We start from the raw sequence: 17,577 nt of genomic DNA on the forward strand, positions 1-17,577 counted from the left end.
GGTTAGCTTCGCGCGGTGCGTCGTCTGCGGAGGTTCTGGTACCAGTGCGCGGAGTTCGTGCTGGTGCTGCTGGGGTTGGGCTGGTTGCTGGCGCCGGACACGGGGCTGGACGTGGTGTTCCTGCTGGCGTGGGACGTGCTGGCGGTGGCGGTGATCGGGACGCGGTTCCTGCGGATCCGGCGGTACCGGGTGGCGGGTGACGCGGAGCCGGCGTGGCTGCACAGCCTGCTGGGCCGCCGGTCGAGTTTCGCGGCGACGGTGCTGGTGAGCGTGGTGGGGATGTCGGCGGGCGGGTTGATCCTGGTGGCGAACGCGATCGCGGAGGAGGACGACGAGTACGCGTTCGCGTTGCAGGTGTGCGCGGTGCCGGCGGTGCTGGCGGCGTGGATCCTGTTGCACTTCGGGTACGCGGACCGGTACGCGCACCTGCACCACCGGGCGGAGGCGGGGTTGCGGTTCCCGGGGACTGAGAAGCCGAACCTGCTGGATTTCGCGTATTTCGCGTTCACGGTGGGGACTTCGTTCGCGACGTCCGATGTGGAGGTCCGGGCGCGGCCGATCCGGTACACGGTGCTGACGCACAGCGTGGTGTCGTTCGTCTACAACACGGCGATCCTGGGGATCGCGGTGGGTGTGATCACCGGGAAGTAGCGACAATGGCCGGTGTGGAGCGGGTGCTGGTGCTGGGCTGCGGCGGGGCGGGGAAGTCGGTCTTCGCGCGGCGGCTGGGGGTGCGGACGGGATTGCTTGTGGTGGAGCTGGACTCGGTGTTCTGGCGGCCGGGCCCGGTGGGGCTTTCGCGCGCGGAGTGGGTGGCGACGCAGCGGGGGCTGGTCGCGGGTCCGGAGTGGATTCTGGACGGTGACCTGGGGCCGTACGACGTGCTCGAGGTGCGGCTGGCGGCGGCGGACACGGTGGTGCTGCTGAACCTGTCGCCGGTGCGGTGTGCGTGGCGGGCTTTGCGGAGGGGCCGGGAGCGGTGGGACTTCTGGTGGTGGGTGCTGACCTACCGGTGGCGGCACCTGCCGGGGGTGCGGCGGGTGCTGGCGGAGTCCGGGGTGGACGTCGTGGAGCTGCGGTCGCCGCGGGCGGTGCGGGCGTTCCTCAGGTCGGCTCGAGCCGTTGACTGAAGCAATGAATCGGTGCTTCACTTCTTGACGTGCCGTACCGCCGTACCCCGAAGGTGCAGGAACGCCTGGACGCTCAGCGCGCGACGATCGTCGCCGCCGCTACCGAGCAGCTGGCCGAGCACGGCTACGGCGGCTGCTCGGTCGCCGCGGTGGCCGAGCGCGCCGGGGTTGCCGTCGGGAGCGTCTACCAGCACTTCCCCACCAAGGCCGACCTGGTCGTGCACGTGTTCCGGCAGGTCGTGACGCGGGAGGTCGAGGCGGTGCGGGCGGTGTCGGCGCAGCCCGGTGAGCCCGCCGAGCGGGTCGTGGCGGTGTTCGAGACCTTCGCCCAGCGCGCCCTGAAAGCCCCGAGGCAGGCCTACGCCCTGCTCGCCGAGCCGGTCGACGCACTGATCGATGCCGAGCGGCTGGAGTTCCGGCGCGCGTTCACCGAGGTCGTCGCCGAACACGTCGCGGCCGGCGTGAAGGAGGGCGTGCTGCCGCCGCAGGACGGCCGGCTCACCGCCGCCGCGCTGGTCGGCGCGGCGGCCGAAGTTCTCATCGGCCCGTTGACCAGCGGCAACGCCGGTGACGTCGCCGAGCTCCGCACGTTCGTCGTCCGCGCTCTAGGAGGTTCCGATGCCCGCCACGCATGAGGTCACCAACCAGGTCCCGCCGCTGGTGGGCCACGACGTCGCCGACGATCCCGCGCTGGTGGCCGGGCTCGAGCGCGGTGGGGCGGGCTGGGCGGCGGAGGAGCTGCACGAGCTGGGCCGGCTGGCCGGGAGCGAGCAGGCGCAGGAGTGGGGGCGGCTGGTCAACGAGAACGAGCCGGTGCTGCGCACCCACGACCGGTACGGGCACCGGATCGACGAGGTCGAGTTCCACCCGCACTGGCACGACCTGATGACGGTCGCGGTGTCGCACGGGCTGCACGGCACGCCCTGGCAGGACCCGCGCGAGGGGGCGCACGCCGCGCGCGCGGCGAAGTTCTACGTGTGGGGGCAGGTCGAGGCCGGGCACAGCTGCCCGATTTCGATGACGTACGCGGCGATCCCGGCGCTGCGGGCGAACCCGGAGCTGGCCGCGCGGTACGAGCCGTTGCTGGCGGCGACCGAGTACGACTTCGGGCTGCGCGAGCCGAGCTCCAAGCGCGGCCTGATCGCGGGTATGTCGATGACGGAGAAGCAGGGCGGCTCCGACGTCCGGGCCAACACGACCACGGCGACACCGTCCGCCGATGGCGGCTACACCCTCGTCGGGCACAAGTGGTTCACCTCGGCGCCGATGTCGGACATGTTCCTGACGCTGGCCCAGGCCCCCGGCGGGCTCTCGTGCTTCCTGCTCCCCCGGGTCCTGCCCGACGGCTCGCGCAACCCGATCCGGTTGCAGCGGCTGAAGGACAAGCTGGGCAACCGGTCGAACGCGTCGTCGGAGATCGAGTACGACGACGCGGTGGGCTGGCTGGTCGGCGAGGAGGGCCGTGGGGTCCGCACGATCATCGAGATGGTCAACAACACCCGGCTGGACTGCACGCTCGGCAGCGCGTCGGGGATGCGGCTGGGTGCGGTGCGCGCGGTGCACCACGCGACGCACCGGTACGCGTTCGGCAAGGCGCTCCTCCACCAGCCGCTGATGGCCAACGTCCTGGCGGACCTGGTCGTCGAGTCGGAGGCGGCGACGACGGTGGCGATGCGGCTGGCCGCGGCGGGCGACCGGCGCGACGACGGGCAGGAGCAGGCGTTCCGGCGCCTCGGCCTGGCGGTGTCGAAGTACTGGGTGTGCAAGCGCGCGCCGATGCACGCGGCCGAGGCGCTGGAGTGCTTCGGCGGCAACGGCTACGTCGAGGAGTCGGGCATGCCGCGGCTCTACCGCGAGGCGCCGTTGTCGTCGATCTGGGAGGGCTCGGGCAATGTCGCCGCGCTGGACGCGTTGCGTGCCATGGGCAAGCAGCCGGAGTCGGTCGCGGCGTTCTTCGCCGAGGTCGAGCGGGCGGCCGGCGGGGACGCGCGGCTCGACGACGCCGTGGACCGGGTCCGCAAGGAGCTGACCGACCTCGACGGCATCGAGTACCGGGCCCGGCGGCTGGTCGAGGCGATGGCGCTGGTGCTGCAGGGGTCGCTGCTGGTGCGCCACGGGCACCCGGCGGTCGCGGACGCGTTCTGCGCGTCCCGGTTCGGCGGGGACTGGGGCATCGCGTTCGGCACGCTGCCGGCGGGGGTGGACACGGCCGCGATCATCGACCGCGCCGCGGTGCGTTAGCGGCCGAGTGCGTCGAGGGCGCCGGCGACCGCGGCGGCCCTGAGGTCGTCGACCGGGGCGTCGGGGAACTGCATGCAGACGTCCTGCAGGCCGCCCAGCGCGAGCACCGCGCGGGCGGCCTGCTCGAGTGACGGCTGCGGGCCGCAGATCAGCTCGGTGAGCCGCTTGCGCCAGCCCAGCACGCGGTCGATGAGCCCGAGGTCGGCCAGTGTCGGCATCTCGGCCAGCAGCATGATCACCGGCGCGCGGTGGCGGTGGTTGAAGTCGAAGAACCCCTCGATCAGCTCCCGCGCCGGGGTGTCGCCGCGCGCCTCGTGGGCGAGGAGGAACTGCTCGCCGTCGTCGAGCAGCGGCTGGATGATGCTGCGGACGAGGTCGTCGCGGGACGGGAAGTGGTAGTAGAGCGCGGGTTTGGTGATGCCCAGCCGGTCGGCGATGTCCTGGAGGCTGGTGCGCTGCACGCCTTGGGTCGCGAACAGCTCGCGCGCGACGTCGAGGATGCGCTGCTTGGTGTCGGAGGGTTTCGGCACCGGCCCAGCATAACTGACTTAACGATAGGTAAGGAGCTGTGGTACAACTTACCTACCGTTAAGTCAGGGAGGTACTCATGCGGATCCTCGTCTCGGGCGCCAGCATCGCCGGCCCGGTCCTCGCCTATTGGCTCACCCGGCACGGCTTCGACGTCACCGTCGTCGAGCGCGCCCCGGAGCTGCGCAAGACCGGCGGCCACGCCGTCGACCTCTTCCGGCCGGCCGTGGAGATCACCGAAAAGATGGGCGTGCTCCCGCGCGTCGAAGCCCTCAAGACCGGCACCACGCGAATGACGCTGCACCGGGAAGGCGCCCGCCGGCCGGCGCGGGTGGACCTGACGAAGATCTACCGCGCCACCTCCGAACGGCACGTCGAGATCATGCGCGACGACCTCAGCGAGATCTACTACGACGCCGGCCGCGACGACGTCGAGTACCTCTTCGGCGACTCGATCACGGCGATCTCTCCCGACGCCGAAGTCACCTTCGAGCACGCCGCGCCGCGGAAGTTCGACCTCGTCGTCGGCGCCGACGGCCTGCACTCGAACGTCCGGCGCCTGACCTTCGGCGAGGAAGCCGGGCTGACGAAGTTCATCGGGGCCTACCTGGCCGTGCTGTCGCTGCCCGACACGCTCGGCCTCGGCGACGGGGAGACCGTCATCCACCTCGGTGCCGGGCGCACCGCCGGGATCTACGGCGCCCGCCACCTCGACGAGGCCCGTGCGGTGTTCCTGTTCCGCCGCGACCGGCAGCTGGACTACCACCACCGCGACCTGGCGCGGCAGAAGGAGCTGCTGCGCCAGGCCTACGCCGGGATGCACCCGCAGGTCGACGCCTGGCTGGCCGAGCTGGACGGCCCGGGCCCGTTCTACTTCGACTCGATCACCCAGCTGCGGCTGGAAAGCTGGTCGCGCGGGCGGGTCACGCTCGTCGGCGACGCCGGCTACTGCCCCGGGCCCGCGGTCGGCGGCAGCACCAGTCTCGCCGTGCTCGGCGCGTACGTGCTGGCCGGTGAGCTGGCCGCGGCCGGGGGCGACCACGAGCGCGCTTTCGCCGCCTACGAACGGGAAATGGGCGAGCTGGTGCGCAAGAGCCGCGCGTTCGCCGTCGGCGCGGCCCGCAGCCTGATCCCCGGTTCGCGGGCGGGCGTCTGGGCGCTGGCGCGCGGCGGGCAGCTGGTGTCGGCGCTCCCGGCCCGGGTCACGACGGCGCTGGCGAAGCTCAACACCGGCGGTGTGCGGATGCACGACTCGATGCGGGTCGGGGACTACGCCGTCACGCCCGTGGGCTGAGCCCGTCGGCGAGGACCGCGACCATCCGCTGGTTGTAGGTCAGGTCCTCGCCGCGCACGGGCTGGCAGAGCAGGGCCACGGCGTGCAGGAGGTCCTTCGCGCTGACGTCGGCGCGGACCTCCCCCGCCGCGGCCGCCGCTTCGAGCAGGGTGGCCAGCACCGGTTCCATCCGCTCCATGAAGTAGCCCGGCAGGGCGTCGAACGCCGGGTCGCCCGAGTGCAGCGCCGTGGCCAGCCCGCGTTTGGTGCCGACCAGCTCGGTGTAGCGCCGCAGCCACTCCCGCAGCGCCGCCGCGGGCGCGTGCCCGGCGCTGATCGCCGGCCCGGCGTCGGCCAGGACGTCGATCTCGCGCTGCAGCACGGCCGCGACCAGGTCGGCGCGCTGCGGGAAGTGCCGGTAGAGCGTGCCGACGCCGAGCCCGGCGAGATCGGTGATCTCCTTCGCCGGTGCATCCACCCCGGACGTGGCGAAGACGCGTTTCGCCGCGTCGAGCAGCGCGTCGACGTTGCGTTGCGCGTCGGCCCGGCGACGCCGTGGGGTGCTGCTGCCGGTCACGGTCCTCCTCGTGGTAGCTAAGCGGAAAGGCTTTCCGTATAGTTGCGGAAAAGCTTTCCGCTTAGCGTACTCCCGAGGAGCTCCCATGCAGTACCGCACCCTGGGCCGGACCGGCATCCAGGTCAGTCCCTACGCCCTGGGCACCCTGATGTTCGCCACGTCGATCGGCAACGCCGACCCCAGCGACTCCGCCCGCGTCCTGCACAAGGCACTCGACGCCGGCATCAACTTCGTCGACACCGCCGACGCCTACGGCGACTCCGAGGAGATCGTCGGCAAAGCCCTGGAAGGCCGCCGCGACGACGTCGTGCTCGCCACCAAGTTCGGCCGCCCGACCGGGCAGGACCCCAACCACCAGGGCGCGTCCCGGCGCTGGATCGTCACCGCGGTCGAGAACTCCCTGCGCCGCCTGCGGACCGACCACATCGACCTCTACCAGCTGCACCGCCCCGACCCCGACACCGGCATCGAGGAGACGCTCGCGGCCCTCGACGACCTGCTGCGCAGCGGGAAGGTCCGCGCGATCGGCGCGTCCGGGACCCCCGCCGCCGGCATCGTCGAAGCCCAGTGGTCCGCGTCCCGCCGCGGCCTGACCGGCTTCCACACCGAACAGCCGGTCTACTCGCTGCTCAACCGCGGCATCGAACGCGAGGTCCTGCCCGCGACCCAGCGGTTCGGCATGGGCACCCTCGTCTGGGGCCCGCTCGGGCAGGGCCTGCTCACCGGCCGGCAACCCGGCGAGCTGCGCCGCGCCGGCCTGGTCCGCCACCTCGACGACGAAACCCGGCTCGCCGTCGCCGGGAAGTTCGCCGCCCTCGCCGCGGAAGCCGGCCTGCCCCCGACCCACCTCGCGATGGCGTTCACCATCGCCCACCCCGGCGTGACGAGCGCGCTCCTGGGCGCCCGCACGACGGCCCACCTCGACGACCTGCTGGCCGGTGTGGACGTGACCCTGTCCGACGACCTCCTCGACCGCATCGACGAGATCGTCCCGCCCGGCACCGACGTCGGGGTCCTCGACCAGGCCTACCAGCCGCCGTGGCTGAGCCGGCCGGACCTGCGCCGCCGTCCGCTCGCCGACCGCGCCGCCGCGTAGCGAAACCGGGCGGGCGCGCGGGAAAGACCGGCCCCGCGCGCCCGCACCCCCAGTGGGTCCCGGCGGATATCCCGCCGTCGCGCACAGGAGACAACGACGATCACGCTGGATACCGCGAAATCCCACGAAAATCCCTGGCCTGCCACGGACTGAGCCCGTGAAGAAGCGTCAGCCGACCAGCAGCCCCGGATCGGACTCCGGCGGACCCGACGGCCACCAGTCGCCGCCCTCACGCCGGTACGGGTGCCACCGCCCGGCCCGGTCCAGCCGCAGCTGCACCTCCCCCACCGTGCACCGGTTGCGCTCGAACACCGGTTCCTCCTCGGCGAGCGCGGCCAGCGCCGCCGCCAGCGCCGCCTTCGGCGGGCTCCACGCCGAGTCCAGGACCTCGAGACCGGCCTGCCCGCCGTGCCTCCAGGCCGCGACCGCTCGCTCGAACTCCGCGCCTTCGCCCAGCCGCGACGCCACCGACGGGAACTCCGCGGCCAGCCGGACGGTGTCGGCCCGCCGACCCGGCCACGGTTGCCCGGCCAGCACCGCCCGCGCCTGCGCCCCGGCGTGAGCCCTCAGCACGGCGAACGCCTCCGCGGGCACGCCCGGCGCGGCCGGGATCGACGGCGCCCCCGCCGGCTGGAATTCCGCCAGGTCCGGCAGCACCCAAAGCGTCCGGTCCTCGACGACCAGCTCCGCCCGCGGTGCCGTGCGGCTCTCCAGCTCCTCCCGGATCTCCCGCTCGCCCTTGCCCCGCATCAGCAGCAGCACGAACGGGTCCGCGTCCAGCAGCCACGACGCCTGGAACGACAACGCCGCCGCGTGCCGGCAGGGCAGTTCCCAGCCCGGGCAGTCGCATTCGGGGTCCAGGTCCCCGATGCCCGGCAGCAGGTGGACACCGGCGTCGTCGGCCGCCGTCACCAGGTCGTGGGGCATGTCCCGGTCCAGCAGCGCCGCCAGGTGCCCGGCGCGGGAGGCCACCCGGTCCAGGAACCGCGTCCAGTCCACTTCGGACAGCACCGCCAGCCGCAGCTCGGTCCGGAACGGGCCGCCGTCGGCGTCCTCGACCACCGCCGCGATCCGGCCCGGGCTCACCGTGATCGGGCCGACCAGCCCGGCCGCGGCGTACTTGCGTCCGGCCTTGAGCTGCCGCAGGTCCAGCGCCGTGTCCTCCATCGCGCGCACCCACGCCCGCCCCCACCACGAGCGGGCCAGCCGGCCGCCCGCCCCGAACGCCGGGAACCCCCGCACCGCCTCGTCGCTCATCCGCGGCTCCTCAGCTCGACGAGCTCCGCGAGCTCGGTGTCGGTCAGTTCCGTCAACGCCGCCTCGCCGCCGGCCAGCACCGCCTCGGCCAGCGCCCGCTTCTCCCGCAGCATCGCCGCGATCCGGTCCTCGACCGTGCCTTCGGCCACCAGCCGGTGCACCTGCACCGGCCGCGTCTGCCCGATCCGGTACGCCCGGTCGGTCGCCTGGTCCTCGACCGCCGGGTTCCACCAGCGGTCGAAGTGCACGACGTGGTCCGCGCGCGTCAGGTTCAGCCCGGTCCCGGCCGCCTTGAGCGACAGCAGGAACACCGGCACCTCGCCGTCCTGGAACCGCTGGACGAGGTCCTCCCGGCGGGCGACGGGGGTGCCGCCGTGCAGCAGCCGCGTCCCGATCCCGCGCGCGGTGAGGTGCTGTTCCAGCAGCCGGGCCATGGCGACGTACTGGGTGAACACCAGCACCGCGCCGCCCTCGGCGAGGATCGTGTCGAGGAGCTCGTCGAGCAGGTCGAGCTTGCCCGACCGGCCACCGGGCTGCTTGAGGTACTGGGCGGGGTGGTTGCAGATCTGCTTGAGCGCGGTCAGCAGCTTGACGATCCGGCCGCGCCGGGCCATCCCCTCGCTCGCGGCGATCCCGGCCATCATCTCCCGCACCACGGCCTCGTACAGGGCCACTTGCTCCGGGCTCAGCGCCACCGGCCGGTCGGTCTCGGTCTTCGCCGGCAGCTCCGGCGCGATCCCGGGGTCGGACTTGCGGCGCCGCAACAGGAACGGGCGCAGCAGCCGCGACAGCCGCTCGGCCGCGACCGCGTCCCCGCCCTCGATCGGTTTCGCCCACCGAGCCCGGAACTCCGGCAGCGACCCCAGCAGACCCGGCGCGGACCAGTCGAGGATCGCCCACAGCTCCGACAGCGTGTTCTCCACCGGCGTGCCGGTCAGCGCCACCCGCGCCGCCGCGGGCACCAGCCGTAGCGCCTTCGCCGTGCTCGACCGGTGGTTCTTCACGTGCTGGGCCTCATCGGCCACCAGCAGCCCCCACCGGACGCCGGCCAGCGGCGCCGGATCGGCGCGCAGGGTGCCGTAGGTCGTCAGCACGAACCCGGCGGCGTCCTCGAGCGACCGGGCGGTGCCGTGGAAGCGGCGCACCGGCACGCCCGGGGCGAACCGCCGGATCTCCCGCTCCCAGTTGCCCAGCAGCGACGCCGGGCACACCACCAGCGTCGCACCGGAAGCCCGGTGCAGGTGCAGCGCGATCAGCGTCACCGTCTTGCCCAGCCCCATGTCGTCGGCCAGGCAACCACCGAGACCCAGGCCGGTGACCGTGGCCAGCCACTGCAGCCCGCGCAGCTGGTAGTCCCGCAGCGTCGCGGCCAGCCCGGCCGGCGGCGCCTGGGGCTCCGGCGGTGCCGAGAGCCGCTCTCGCAACCGGGCGAGCCAGCCTTCGGTGACGACTTCGACGCGCTCGCCGTCGACTTCGGTGGTCCCGGTCAGCACCGCGCCCAGCGCGTCGACCGGCGTCAACGGCTTGAGCGTCCGGTCCCGCGCCTTCGCCGCCAGTGCCGGGTCGACCAGGACCCAGCGGTCGCGCAGCCGCACGACGGGGCGGCGGGCCTCGGCGAGCGCGTCCAGCTCCGCCTCGGTCAGCACCTGCCCGCCCAGCGCGAGCTGCCAGTCGAAGGCCAAGGCCCGGCCGCCGCCGAAGAACGACGGCAGGTCGCCCGGCGCGTCGCCGGCGGTCACCACCGCCCGCGCGGTCAGCGACCCCGCCAGCTCCGCGGGCCAGTGCACGTCGATGCCCGCCGCCGCCAGCCGCGGCGCCGCGGCCGCGGCCAGCTCGGTCACCTCGTCCTCGCCCAGCGCCAGCTCATCCGGCACGGCCGAGGTGAGCAACGGGCCCAACGCCGGCCACACCTGCGCGCCGCGCCGCAGCGCCAGCACGACGTCGATGCGCGCCCGCGGCCCGAACCGGCCCGTCTCCCACAACCGCGCCGCGTCGGCGACCTCGCCCGGCTCGGCCAGGCTGTGCACCTGCACGACGAGGTGGAAGCGGCCGGTGTCGAACCCGTCGGGCGCCTCGACGCGCAGCGACACCCGGATGCCCGAGTCGAGCCCGGCCGCCAGCTCGTCGGCCCAGTCCCGCAGCGACTCCGCCCGCTGCGGGGCCACCGCGGCGAACAGCCGCACCCCGGCCGCCTTCGCGGCGGCCGGGGTGCGGGGCAGGGTGTCGGCGACGGCGTCGAGGAACGCCCGCAGCAGCGGGCCCGGCGCACGCTCGTCCACCGGCATCGCCGCCGCCAGGTCCCGCAGCCACGCCGCCTCCGCCGGCTCCAGGGGACCGACGCGCCAGGCGTCGTGCCCGGTGTCGGTGACGCCGGGCAGCAACCGCCCGGCCGCGACCAAGCGCAGCGCCGCCTTCGCCGCGGTCGCCCAGAAACGATCGGGCCCGGCGAGCAGTTCGGGCAGACCATCCACCATGGACAGCCGGCGGCCGTCGATGACGAGGCGGCTCGCGCGCGGTGGTTCGCCCGGTTCGAAGTCGACGTTCAGTTTCCCAGCCTCCCGTATCGGCGGACCGCCTGCGGCACGAACACCGCGAGCAGCACCAGCGGCCAGACCACCGCCATCAGCACCGGGTGCGCGCTCACCCAGGACGTCCCGGCCGCGCCCGGGTTGCCGAACAGCACCCGCGCCGCGGTCACCGTGGAGGACAACGGGTTCCACTCGGCCACGGTTCCCAGCCACGCCGGCATCGTCGCGGTCGCGACGAACGCGCTGGAGAGGAACCCGAACGGGAACTCCAGCGTCTGCGCGAGCGTCACCATCGCCGGATCAGTGGTCAGCAGCCCCAGGTAGATCCCGGCCCACACCAGCGCCGTGCGCAGCAGGAGCAGCAGCCCGAACGCGGCCAGGGTTTCGGCGAGCGAACCGTGCGGCCGCCAGCCGACGGCGAACCCGCAGCCCAGCAGCACCACCAGCGCGAGCACCGCGTTGACCAGGTCCGCCGCGACCCGGCCGGTGAGCACCGCCGACGGTGCCATCGGCAGCGACCGGAACCGGTCGGTGACGCCCTTGGTGGCGTCGTCGAGCACCGCGATCATCGTCCCCGACAGCCCGAAGGCCATGGTCATCGCGAACATCCCCGGCATCAGGAACTCGCGGTAGGAACCACCGCCGGGCACGGTCATCCCGCCGCCGAGCAGGTAGGCGAAGATCAGCACCATCAGGATCGGGAACGCCACCACCGTGGCCAGCCGCGCCGGGCGCCGGGCCAGCTGCGCGAGGTAACGGCCGGTCAGCGTCCAGCCGTCGGCCAGGGCCCACCTCATCGCGCCCCCTTTCCGGTCAGCTCCAGGAACACTTCGTCCAGCGTCGGGTGCCGCAGCGCCACGTCGGCGACCGCCAGCCCGGTCGCGGCCAGCTCGCGCACCAGGTCGGTCAGCATCGACGGCTCGGCCGGTGCGCTCACCCGCAGCTCCTCGGCGACCGGGTCGGCGCCGGTGACCCTGGCCAGCAACGCCGTCGCCGCGGCCACCGTGTCCGGCTCGCTCAGCGCCAGCTCGATCCGGGTCGCGCCGAGCGAACCCTTCAGCTCCCCGGGGGTACCTTCGGCGATCACGCGGCCGTGTTCGACCAGCGAGATGCGGTCGGCCAGCCGGTCGGCCTCCTCCAGGTACTGCGTGGTCAGCAGGACGGTGGTCCCGTCGGCGACCAACGAGCGCACCGCGCGCCAGACCTCGGTGCGGCTGCGGGGGTCGAGCCCGGTCGTCGGCTCGTCGAGGAACAGCACCCGCGGGGCCGCCAGCAGCGACGCGGCCAGGTCCAGCCGTCGCCGCATGCCGCCGGAGTACGCCGCGACCGGCTTGGCGCCGGTGTCCGCCAGGCCGAAGCGCTCGAGTAGCTCGTCGGTACGGCGCGCGGCCTCGCGCCGGCCCAGGTGGTGCAGTCGGCCGAACAGGATCAGGTTCTGCCGCCCGGACAGGATCTCGTCGACCGCGGCCTGCTGGCCGACCAGCCCGATCGAGGCGCGCACTTTCGCCGATTCAGTGACGACGTCGAAGCCGGCCACGCGTGCGGTACCCCCGTCGTGGCGCAGCAGCGTGGACAGCACGCGCACGGCCGTCGTCTTGCCCGCGCCGTTGGGTCCCAGCAGGCCGTGCAGCGTCCCGGCCGGGACGGAGAGATCGAACCCATCGAGGGCGTACGCGTCGCCGTAGCGCTTGCGGAGTCCCTCGGCGTGGATCTGCGGAGTCATCGAGCCCCTTAACTCTGTACTGTGTACAAAGAAACTGTAGCACAACTCTGTACGGCGTACGAGAATCCGGTGGGCAGAATGAGCGGCGTGAGCACCGAGGACAACGGCAACGGCGACCCGCGACGGGCGATCGAGCTGCTCTGGGGCGTCGCCGCGCCCCCGCGGCGCGGCCCGAAACCGAAGCTGACCACCACCGACGTCGTCCGCGCGGCCATCGCACTGGCCGACGCCGACACCATCGACGCCGTCACCATCCGGCGCGTCGCCGAGCAGCTCGGCGTCTCCCCCATGTCCCTCTACACCTACGTACCCGGCCGCGCCGAGCTGCTGGACCTGATGATCGACCACGCCCACGGCGAACTGGCCGTCCCCGATCCGGCCCTGGGCTGGCGCGACGCGCTGACCGCGATCGCCGAAGACCAGTGGGCGCTGTTCCACCGCCACCCCTGGCTGCTGCAGGTCACCACCAGCCGCTCGGCGCTGGGGCCGCACAGCTTCGCCAAGTACGAGCACGAACTGCGCGCCCTGGACGGCATCGGGCTGGACGACGTCGAGATGGACGCCGCCGTCGGCCTCGTCACCGGACTGGTGCGGACCACCGCGCGCAGCTCGCTCGACGCCGCCCGGCTGGTCCGCACCAGCGGCCTGACCGACGCGCAGTGGTGGGAGCGCGCCGCGCCGGTGCTGGCCGGCATCCCGGCCGCCGCGCCCGAGCACTACCCCCTCGCCTCCCGCGTCGGCCAGGCCGCGGGCGAAGCCCACAACGCCGCCGAAGACCCGGCCTACACCTTCCGCTTCGGCCTCGCCCGCGTCCTCGACGGCATCGAGGCCCTGGTGTCAGAGCGTCAGCGGTAGCGACGCCGGGCGCCAGGTCCCGCCGTCGGGCGCCCGCGGCACGTCACCGGCCGGCGCGAGGTCCGGGAAGCGGGAGAACAGCGCCGAAAGCGCCACCTCCGTCTCCACCCGCGCGATCGAGGCACCCAGGCAGAAGTGCGGGCCGTGGGAGAACCCCAGCTGGGCCGGCCCGGGCCGCGTGACGTCGAGGCGGTCCGCGTCGCCGAAGACGCGCGGGTCGCGGTCGGCGGCCACCATCGCCGCGGTCACCCGCTCGCCTTCCCGGATCAGCTGCCCGTCGACCTCGACGTCTTCGCGGGCGAACCGCGGCGTGGTCAGCAGCTGCGGGCTGCAGAAGCGCATCAGCTCCTCGACCGCACCCGGCCACAACCCGGGGTCCGCGCGCAGCAGGTCCAGCTGGTCCGGGTGCCGCAGCAGCGCTTCGACGGCGTTGGCGATCAGGTTCACCGGCGTCTGCCCGGCCAGCACCAGGTGCCAGACGAGCGTGACCAGCTCGGTGTCGGTGAGCCGGTCGTCGTCCTGGGCGTGGACGAGATCGCCGATGAGGTCGTCACCCGGTTCGGCCCGGCTGCGCGCCACCGCTTCCTTCGCGCCCTCGATGATCGCCGGGATCGCGGCCGCGAAATCGGGGCCAACGCCACTGGCGACCGCGGCGCCGTATTCGCGCCACCGCGGCCGGTCGGCTTCGGCGATACCGGCCAGCTCGCAGATGACGTCCATCGGCAGCGGCCGGGCGAAGTGGGGCACGAGGTCCACGACGCCGTTCTCGGCGTGGCCGGGCAGCTCGTCGAGCAGCCGATCGGTCAGCGCCGCCAGCCTCGGCCGCAGCTGAGCCGCGCGCTTCGGGGTGAAGGCGGGCGCGACCAGCCGGCGTAGCCGCAGGTGCTCGGGCCCGTCCTGCTCGGCCATCGTGCGCAGGTACTCGAGGCAGTGCTCGGGGATGCCCGGCGGGCGCATGAAGCTCTCGGGGCGGACCTCGAAGCGCGGGTCGGCCAGCATCGCGCGGGCCTCGCGGTAACGGGTCAGCGCCCAGAACGGGCCGAAGCCGGGGATCACCAGCCGCGCCACCGCGCTCACTTCCCGCGCCTGGTCGTAGGCGGTGAAGGGGTCGGTCAGGACCTTGAAGTCGGTCAGGTCGATCTCGGGCGTCATCCACCACTCCAGATGTTGATATCAGATGTTCTTATCATCTCAGTGGTCACGGTATCTTGACTCGCGACGCCGCGGCAAGGAGGACGATGGTCAGGCTCAGCAGGGCGGAAACCCAGGAGCGCAACCGCGCGAAGGTGCTCGCCGCCGCCCGCGACGAGTTCGCCCGGCGCGGCTTCCGCGAAGCGAAGATCGACGTCATCGCCGAACACGCCGAGCTCACCCGCGGCGCGGTGTACTCCAACTTCCCCGGCAAGCGGGCCCTGTACTTCGCCGTCTTGGCCGAACTCGCCGAACACGCGCACCGCCCCGCCACGCCGCCGGCCGCCCCCACCGCCGCCGACGCCCTCGCCGCGTTCGCCCGTGCCTGGATCGCCCGGCTGCCCCTGGCCACCGACACCGACAGCGGCGAAGCGCGCCTCGGCCGCGACCTGCTGCCCGAGATCCTCGCCGACGAACACACCCGCCGGCCGTTCGCGCAGCTCATGCGGGTCGACGCGATCCTGCTCGGGCTCGCCCTCGAACGGCTCCGCCCGGGCCGGCGCCTGGTGCGTGTCGCCGAAGCCGCGTTGACGACCCTGCACGGCACGAGCCAGCTCGCCGCGGCCGCGCCCGGCTTCGGCGAACCGTTCCACATCGTCGCCGCCTGCACCGCGCTGCTCGACCTGGACCTGGACGACGACTGGCCGGCCACTCCGCCCATCACCACCCGGGCGCGGCCCGCCGACGAGCCCTGGACCCCGCCGTCGGCGACCGACCTGCTGACCGGCGAGCCGTTCCGGCCCGGCGACGGTGTCGTCGCCGTCCTGGGCCTGCACCGCGCCGCCGCCTTCGAAGAAGCCGTGCGCGCCGGCGCCGACGTCACCGCCGTGCTCGTCACCAGCGACCCCGGCGAACTCGCGCCCCTGGCCCGGCTCGCCGTCGCCGACCTGCGCGGCTGCCTCGACCAGGCCGTCACGCCCCCGGCCCGGCCCCGGCTGCGGCTGGTCTGCGACGCGACCGGAGAGCTCGCCGCGGCCGCCGGCGTCACCGCGGTCAGCGACGCCACCGAAACCGCCGTCCGCGTCGAGCACCGCCGGATCGTCGCGCGCGCCGAGGGGTTCGGCGCCTGCCACGCGGCCGCCGCTGTCGGTTCCGGTCCCGGCCGTTCGTCGGGTGGGTGACCCGGCGCGAAGGAGGCACGGTGGACGTCGAGACCGCGGTCGCGGAGGCGTTCCGCGAAGAGTGGGGCCAGGTCGTGGCCACGCTCATCCGGATCACCGGCGACTGGGACCTCGCCGAGGAGTGCGCGCAGGACGCGTTCGCCCTCGCGCTGCGCTCCTGGCCGCGTGACGGCGTCCCGAAGCGCCCCGGTGCCTGGCTGACCACCGCCGCCCGCAACCGCGCCACCGACCGGCTCCGCCGCGACACCGTCGGCGCCGCCAAGCTGCGGGAGGCCGCGCTGATGCACGTCCCCGACGACCCCGACCCCGACGACAGCGGCGTCACCGACGACCGGCTCCGGCTGATCTTCACCTGCTGCCACCCGGCCCTGGCCACCGAAGCGCAGGTCGCCCTCGCCCTGCGCACGCTCGCCGGGCTGTCCACCGCCGAAATCGCCCGCGCGTTCCTCGTCCCGGAAGCCACGATGTCCCAGCGCCTGGTGCGGGTGAAGCGCAAGATCAAGGGCGCCGGGATCCCCTACCGCGTCCCGCCCGCGCACTTGCTGCCCGAACGCACCAACGCCGTCCTCGGCGTGCTGTACCTGACGTTCAACGAGGGCTACTCCGCCAGCGCCGGACCCGGCCTGCAGCGCCCCGACCTCGCCGCCGAAGCCGTCCGCCTCGCCCGCGTCCTGACCCGGCTCATGCCCGACGAACCCGAGGTCCTCGGCCTGCTCGCGCTCATGCTGCTGCAGCACGCCCGGCGTGCCACCCGCGCCGGCGCCCGCGGCGAGCTCGTCCCGCTCGAAGAACAGGACCGCGCCCGGTGGGACGCGGCCGAAATCGCCGAAGGGACCCAGCTGCTGGAGACCGCGCTGCGCCGGCGGCGACCCGGGCCGTACCAGATCCAGGCCGCCATCGCCGCCTGCCACGCCGGCGCCGCCCGGGCCGCCGACACCGACTGGGCCCAGATCGCCGGTCTTTACGGCGAGCTGCGCAAATACGTCCCCAGCGCCGTCGTCGAGCTCAACCGGGCCGTCGCGGTCGGCATGGCCGACGGCCCGCTCGCCGGGCTCGCCCTGCTCGACGAGCTGGACCTGGCCGGCTACCACCTGCTGCCCGCCACCCGCGCCGACTTCCTCCGCCGCCTCGGCCGGACCACCGAAGCCGCCGAGTGGTACGCGAAAGCCCGCGACCTCGCGCCCACCGACGCCGAACGCGCGTACCTGACCCGAAGAATTTCGGAGGTGGTGTCGGTCCCGGGCGAACCCGTTCGTCGGTCGGGCGAACCACGATCTCCGGAGGAACGCCCATGACCACCCTCGCCGTCCCCGGCGCCACCCTCACCTACGACGTCACCGGCCGCGGCCCCGTGCTGCTGCTGGTCCCCGGCGGCCCCGCCGACGCCGCGGTGTTCACCCCCATCCGGCCCCTGCTGGCCGAAGACCACACCGTCGTCACGTTCGACCCCCGCGGACTCGGCCGCAGCCCCCTCGACGGCGAACCCTCGGGCGACCCGATCCACGAGCACGCCGAGGACGTGCACCGCCTGCTCACCCAGGTCGGGCCCGCCGACGTCTTCGCCAGCAGCGGCGGCGCCGTCACGATGCTCGACCACGTCGTGCGCCACCCCGGCGACGTCCGCACGGTCGTCCTGCACGAACCCCCGGTCACCCGTTACCTGCCCGCCGGCGCCCTCGACGGCCCGGACATCCCGGCGCTGTTCCGCGAACACGGCATCGAGGCGGCCTTTCGTGCGTTCATGGCCCTCGTGGGCGTCGACCCCGCGCCGCCGCTCGACCCGCGCGGCGAAGGCAACTTCACCTACTTCTTCCGCCACCTGATGGCCGCCACCGGCGCCTACGAACCCGACCTCGACGCGCTCCGGGCGACGTCCGCGCGGCTCGTCGTCGCCGTCGGCGAGAAGTCCGCCGGGTCGACCGCCCACCACGCCGGCCTCGGGCTCGCCACCGCCCTCGGCCTGACACCGGCGGAGTTCCCGGGCGCCCACGGCGGGTTCGACACCGAAGCCGATACCTTCGCCGCACGCCTGCGCGAAGTACTGGAAGGACGCTGAA

Annotated in this window: 17 protein-coding genes; 10 read left to right on the forward strand and 7 right to left on the reverse strand. The window is 73.7% G+C overall.

What is annotated here, in order from left to right; genetic code table 11:
* Window positions 1-15 precede the first annotated feature (15 nt).
* From ACWEVP_RS43145 to ACWEVP_RS43160, 4 genes are read left to right on the forward strand one after another with little or no spacing between them, the layout of a single operon-like run.
* Window positions 16-651: a DUF1345 domain-containing protein gene (locus ACWEVP_RS43145; protein WP_452068381.1), complete on the forward strand. Its 636-nt coding sequence runs from the start codon at window positions 16-18 to the stop codon at window positions 649-651.
* A gap of 5 nt (window positions 652-656) precedes the next feature.
* Window positions 657-1,130: a DNA topology modulation protein FlaR gene (locus tag ACWEVP_RS43150; protein ID WP_452068382.1), complete on the forward strand. Its 474-nt coding sequence runs from the start codon at window positions 657-659 to the stop codon at window positions 1,128-1,130.
* Window positions 1,131-1,159: 29 nt separating this feature from the next.
* Window positions 1,160-1,765 carry a TetR family transcriptional regulator gene (locus tag ACWEVP_RS43155; protein WP_452068383.1) on the forward strand — a complete coding sequence of 202 codons (606 nt, stop codon included), beginning with the start codon at window positions 1,160-1,162 and terminating at the stop codon, window positions 1,763-1,765.
* Window positions 1,749-3,371: an acyl-CoA dehydrogenase family protein gene (locus ACWEVP_RS43160; protein ID WP_452068384.1), complete on the forward strand. Its 1,623-nt coding sequence runs from the start codon at window positions 1,749-1,751 to the stop codon at window positions 3,369-3,371. The genes ACWEVP_RS43155 and ACWEVP_RS43160 overlap by 17 nt, the downstream gene beginning before the upstream one ends.
* Here ACWEVP_RS43160 and ACWEVP_RS43165 read toward each other — a convergent pair.
* Window positions 3,368-3,901 (reverse strand): TetR/AcrR family transcriptional regulator, encoded by a 534-nt coding sequence (locus ACWEVP_RS43165; RefSeq protein ID WP_452068385.1) that lies wholly within the window; start codon window positions 3,899-3,901, stop codon window positions 3,368-3,370. The two genes, ACWEVP_RS43160 and ACWEVP_RS43165, sit on opposite strands and share 4 nt — an antisense overlap.
* Before the next feature lie 77 nt (window positions 3,902-3,978).
* On the opposite strand from ACWEVP_RS43165, the gene ACWEVP_RS43170 reads away from it, so the two are divergent.
* A complete protein-coding gene (locus tag ACWEVP_RS43170) occupies window positions 3,979-5,193 on the forward strand; it encodes an FAD-dependent monooxygenase (protein WP_452068386.1) in 1,215 nt (404 codons plus the stop codon).
* Here the strand turns inward: ACWEVP_RS43170 and ACWEVP_RS43175 are convergent.
* Window positions 5,177-5,749: a TetR/AcrR family transcriptional regulator gene (locus tag ACWEVP_RS43175; protein ID WP_452068387.1), complete on the reverse strand. Its 573-nt coding sequence runs from the start codon at window positions 5,747-5,749 to the stop codon at window positions 5,177-5,179. The genes ACWEVP_RS43170 and ACWEVP_RS43175 overlap by 17 nt on opposite strands.
* Window positions 5,750-5,834: 85 nt before the next feature.
* Between ACWEVP_RS43175 and ACWEVP_RS43180 the strand changes: the two genes are divergently transcribed.
* Window positions 5,835-6,845, forward strand: a complete 1,011-nt coding sequence (locus ACWEVP_RS43180; protein WP_452068388.1) for an aldo/keto reductase — start codon at window positions 5,835-5,837, stop codon at window positions 6,843-6,845.
* 168 nt (window positions 6,846-7,013) lie between these two features.
* Here the strand turns inward: ACWEVP_RS43180 and ACWEVP_RS43185 are convergent, their stop codons facing one another.
* The 4 genes from ACWEVP_RS43185 to ACWEVP_RS43200 all read right to left on the reverse strand — a co-directional run bounded on the left by ACWEVP_RS43185 (window position 7,014) and on the right by ACWEVP_RS43200 (window position 12,353).
* Window positions 7,014-8,102, reverse strand: coding sequence for an SWIM zinc finger family protein (locus ACWEVP_RS43185; protein ID WP_452068389.1), 1,089 nt, complete (start codon window positions 8,100-8,102; stop codon window positions 7,014-7,016).
* Window positions 8,099-10,576: a DEAD/DEAH box helicase gene (locus tag ACWEVP_RS43190; RefSeq protein WP_452068390.1), complete on the reverse strand. Its 2,478-nt coding sequence runs from the start codon at window positions 10,574-10,576 to the stop codon at window positions 8,099-8,101. Before ACWEVP_RS43190 ends, ACWEVP_RS43185 begins: the two co-directional genes overlap by 4 nt.
* A gap of 68 nt (window positions 10,577-10,644) precedes the next feature.
* Window positions 10,645-11,427 carry an ABC transporter permease gene (locus ACWEVP_RS43195; RefSeq protein ID WP_452068391.1) on the reverse strand — a complete coding sequence of 261 codons (783 nt, stop codon included), beginning with the start codon at window positions 11,425-11,427 and terminating at the stop codon, window positions 10,645-10,647.
* Window positions 11,424-12,353 (reverse strand): ATP-binding cassette domain-containing protein, encoded by a 930-nt coding sequence (locus tag ACWEVP_RS43200; protein ID WP_452068392.1) that lies wholly within the window; start codon window positions 12,351-12,353, stop codon window positions 11,424-11,426. The genes ACWEVP_RS43195 and ACWEVP_RS43200 overlap by 4 nt, the downstream gene beginning before the upstream one ends.
* 78 nt (window positions 12,354-12,431) lie before the next feature.
* Here ACWEVP_RS43200 and ACWEVP_RS43205 point away from each other — a divergent pair, with 78 nt between their 5' ends.
* Window positions 12,432-13,208 (forward strand): TetR/AcrR family transcriptional regulator, encoded by a 777-nt coding sequence (locus ACWEVP_RS43205; RefSeq protein ID WP_452068393.1) that lies wholly within the window; start codon window positions 12,432-12,434, stop codon window positions 13,206-13,208.
* Here ACWEVP_RS43205 and ACWEVP_RS43210 read toward each other — a convergent pair.
* The gene (locus ACWEVP_RS43210) at window positions 13,191-14,360 is read right to left on the reverse strand and encodes a cytochrome P450 family protein (protein WP_452068394.1); all 1,170 of its coding nucleotides are present in this window, start codon (window positions 14,358-14,360) and stop codon (window positions 13,191-13,193) included. The two genes, ACWEVP_RS43205 and ACWEVP_RS43210, sit on opposite strands and share 18 nt — an antisense overlap.
* A gap of 86 nt (window positions 14,361-14,446) precedes the next feature.
* Here ACWEVP_RS43210 and ACWEVP_RS43215 point away from each other — a divergent pair, with 86 nt between their 5' ends.
* The 3 genes from ACWEVP_RS43215 to ACWEVP_RS43225 are packed head-to-tail and all read left to right on the forward strand — an operon-like array spanning window position 14,447 to window position 17,576.
* Window positions 14,447-15,520 (forward strand): TetR/AcrR family transcriptional regulator, encoded by a 1,074-nt coding sequence (locus ACWEVP_RS43215; protein ID WP_452068395.1) that lies wholly within the window; start codon window positions 14,447-14,449, stop codon window positions 15,518-15,520.
* A gap of 20 nt (window positions 15,521-15,540) precedes the next feature.
* On the forward strand, window positions 15,541-16,815 hold the full coding sequence (locus ACWEVP_RS43220) for an RNA polymerase sigma factor (RefSeq protein WP_452068396.1): 1,275 nt from the start codon (window positions 15,541-15,543) through the stop codon (window positions 16,813-16,815).
* The gene (locus ACWEVP_RS43225; protein ID WP_452068397.1) at window positions 16,812-17,576 is read left to right on the forward strand and encodes an alpha/beta fold hydrolase; all 765 of its coding nucleotides are present in this window, start codon (window positions 16,812-16,814) and stop codon (window positions 17,574-17,576) included. Before ACWEVP_RS43220 ends, ACWEVP_RS43225 begins: the two co-directional genes overlap by 4 nt.
* Window position 17,577: the final 1 nt, after the last annotated feature.

It is taken from the genome of Amycolatopsis sp. NPDC003865 (genome assembly GCF_053605345.1).

Excerpts from the sequence above, each read along its gene's own strand:
- ACWEVP_RS43160 (WP_452068384.1), top strand. The coding sequence starts at position 1,749 with ATGCCCGCCACGCATGAGGTCACCAACCAGGTCCCGCCGCTGGTGGGC.
- ACWEVP_RS43205 (WP_452068393.1), top strand. The coding sequence starts at position 12,432 with ATGAGCGGCGTGAGCACCGAGGACAACGGCAACGGCGACCCGCGACGG.
- ACWEVP_RS43190 (WP_452068390.1), bottom strand. The coding sequence starts at position 10,576 with ATGGTGGATGGTCTGCCCGAACTGCTCGCCGGGCCCGATCGTTTCTGG.
- ACWEVP_RS43200 (WP_452068392.1), bottom strand. The coding sequence starts at position 12,353 with ATGACTCCGCAGATCCACGCCGAGGGACTCCGCAAGCGCTACGGCGAC.
- ACWEVP_RS43150 (WP_452068382.1), top strand. The coding sequence starts at position 657 with ATGGCCGGTGTGGAGCGGGTGCTGGTGCTGGGCTGCGGCGGGGCGGGG.
- ACWEVP_RS43185 (WP_452068389.1), bottom strand. The coding sequence starts at position 8,102 with ATGAGCGACGAGGCGGTGCGGGGGTTCCCGGCGTTCGGGGCGGGCGGC.
- ACWEVP_RS43170 (WP_452068386.1), top strand. The coding sequence starts at position 3,979 with ATGCGGATCCTCGTCTCGGGCGCCAGCATCGCCGGCCCGGTCCTCGCC.
- ACWEVP_RS43195 (WP_452068391.1), bottom strand. The coding sequence starts at position 11,427 with ATGAGGTGGGCCCTGGCCGACGGCTGGACGCTGACCGGCCGTTACCTC.
- ACWEVP_RS43215 (WP_452068395.1), top strand. The coding sequence starts at position 14,447 with ATGGTCAGGCTCAGCAGGGCGGAAACCCAGGAGCGCAACCGCGCGAAG.
- ACWEVP_RS43225 (WP_452068397.1), top strand. The coding sequence starts at position 16,812 with ATGACCACCCTCGCCGTCCCCGGCGCCACCCTCACCTACGACGTCACC.
- ACWEVP_RS43180 (WP_452068388.1), top strand. The coding sequence starts at position 5,835 with ATGCAGTACCGCACCCTGGGCCGGACCGGCATCCAGGTCAGTCCCTAC.
- ACWEVP_RS43210 (WP_452068394.1), bottom strand. The coding sequence starts at position 14,360 with ATGACGCCCGAGATCGACCTGACCGACTTCAAGGTCCTGACCGACCCC.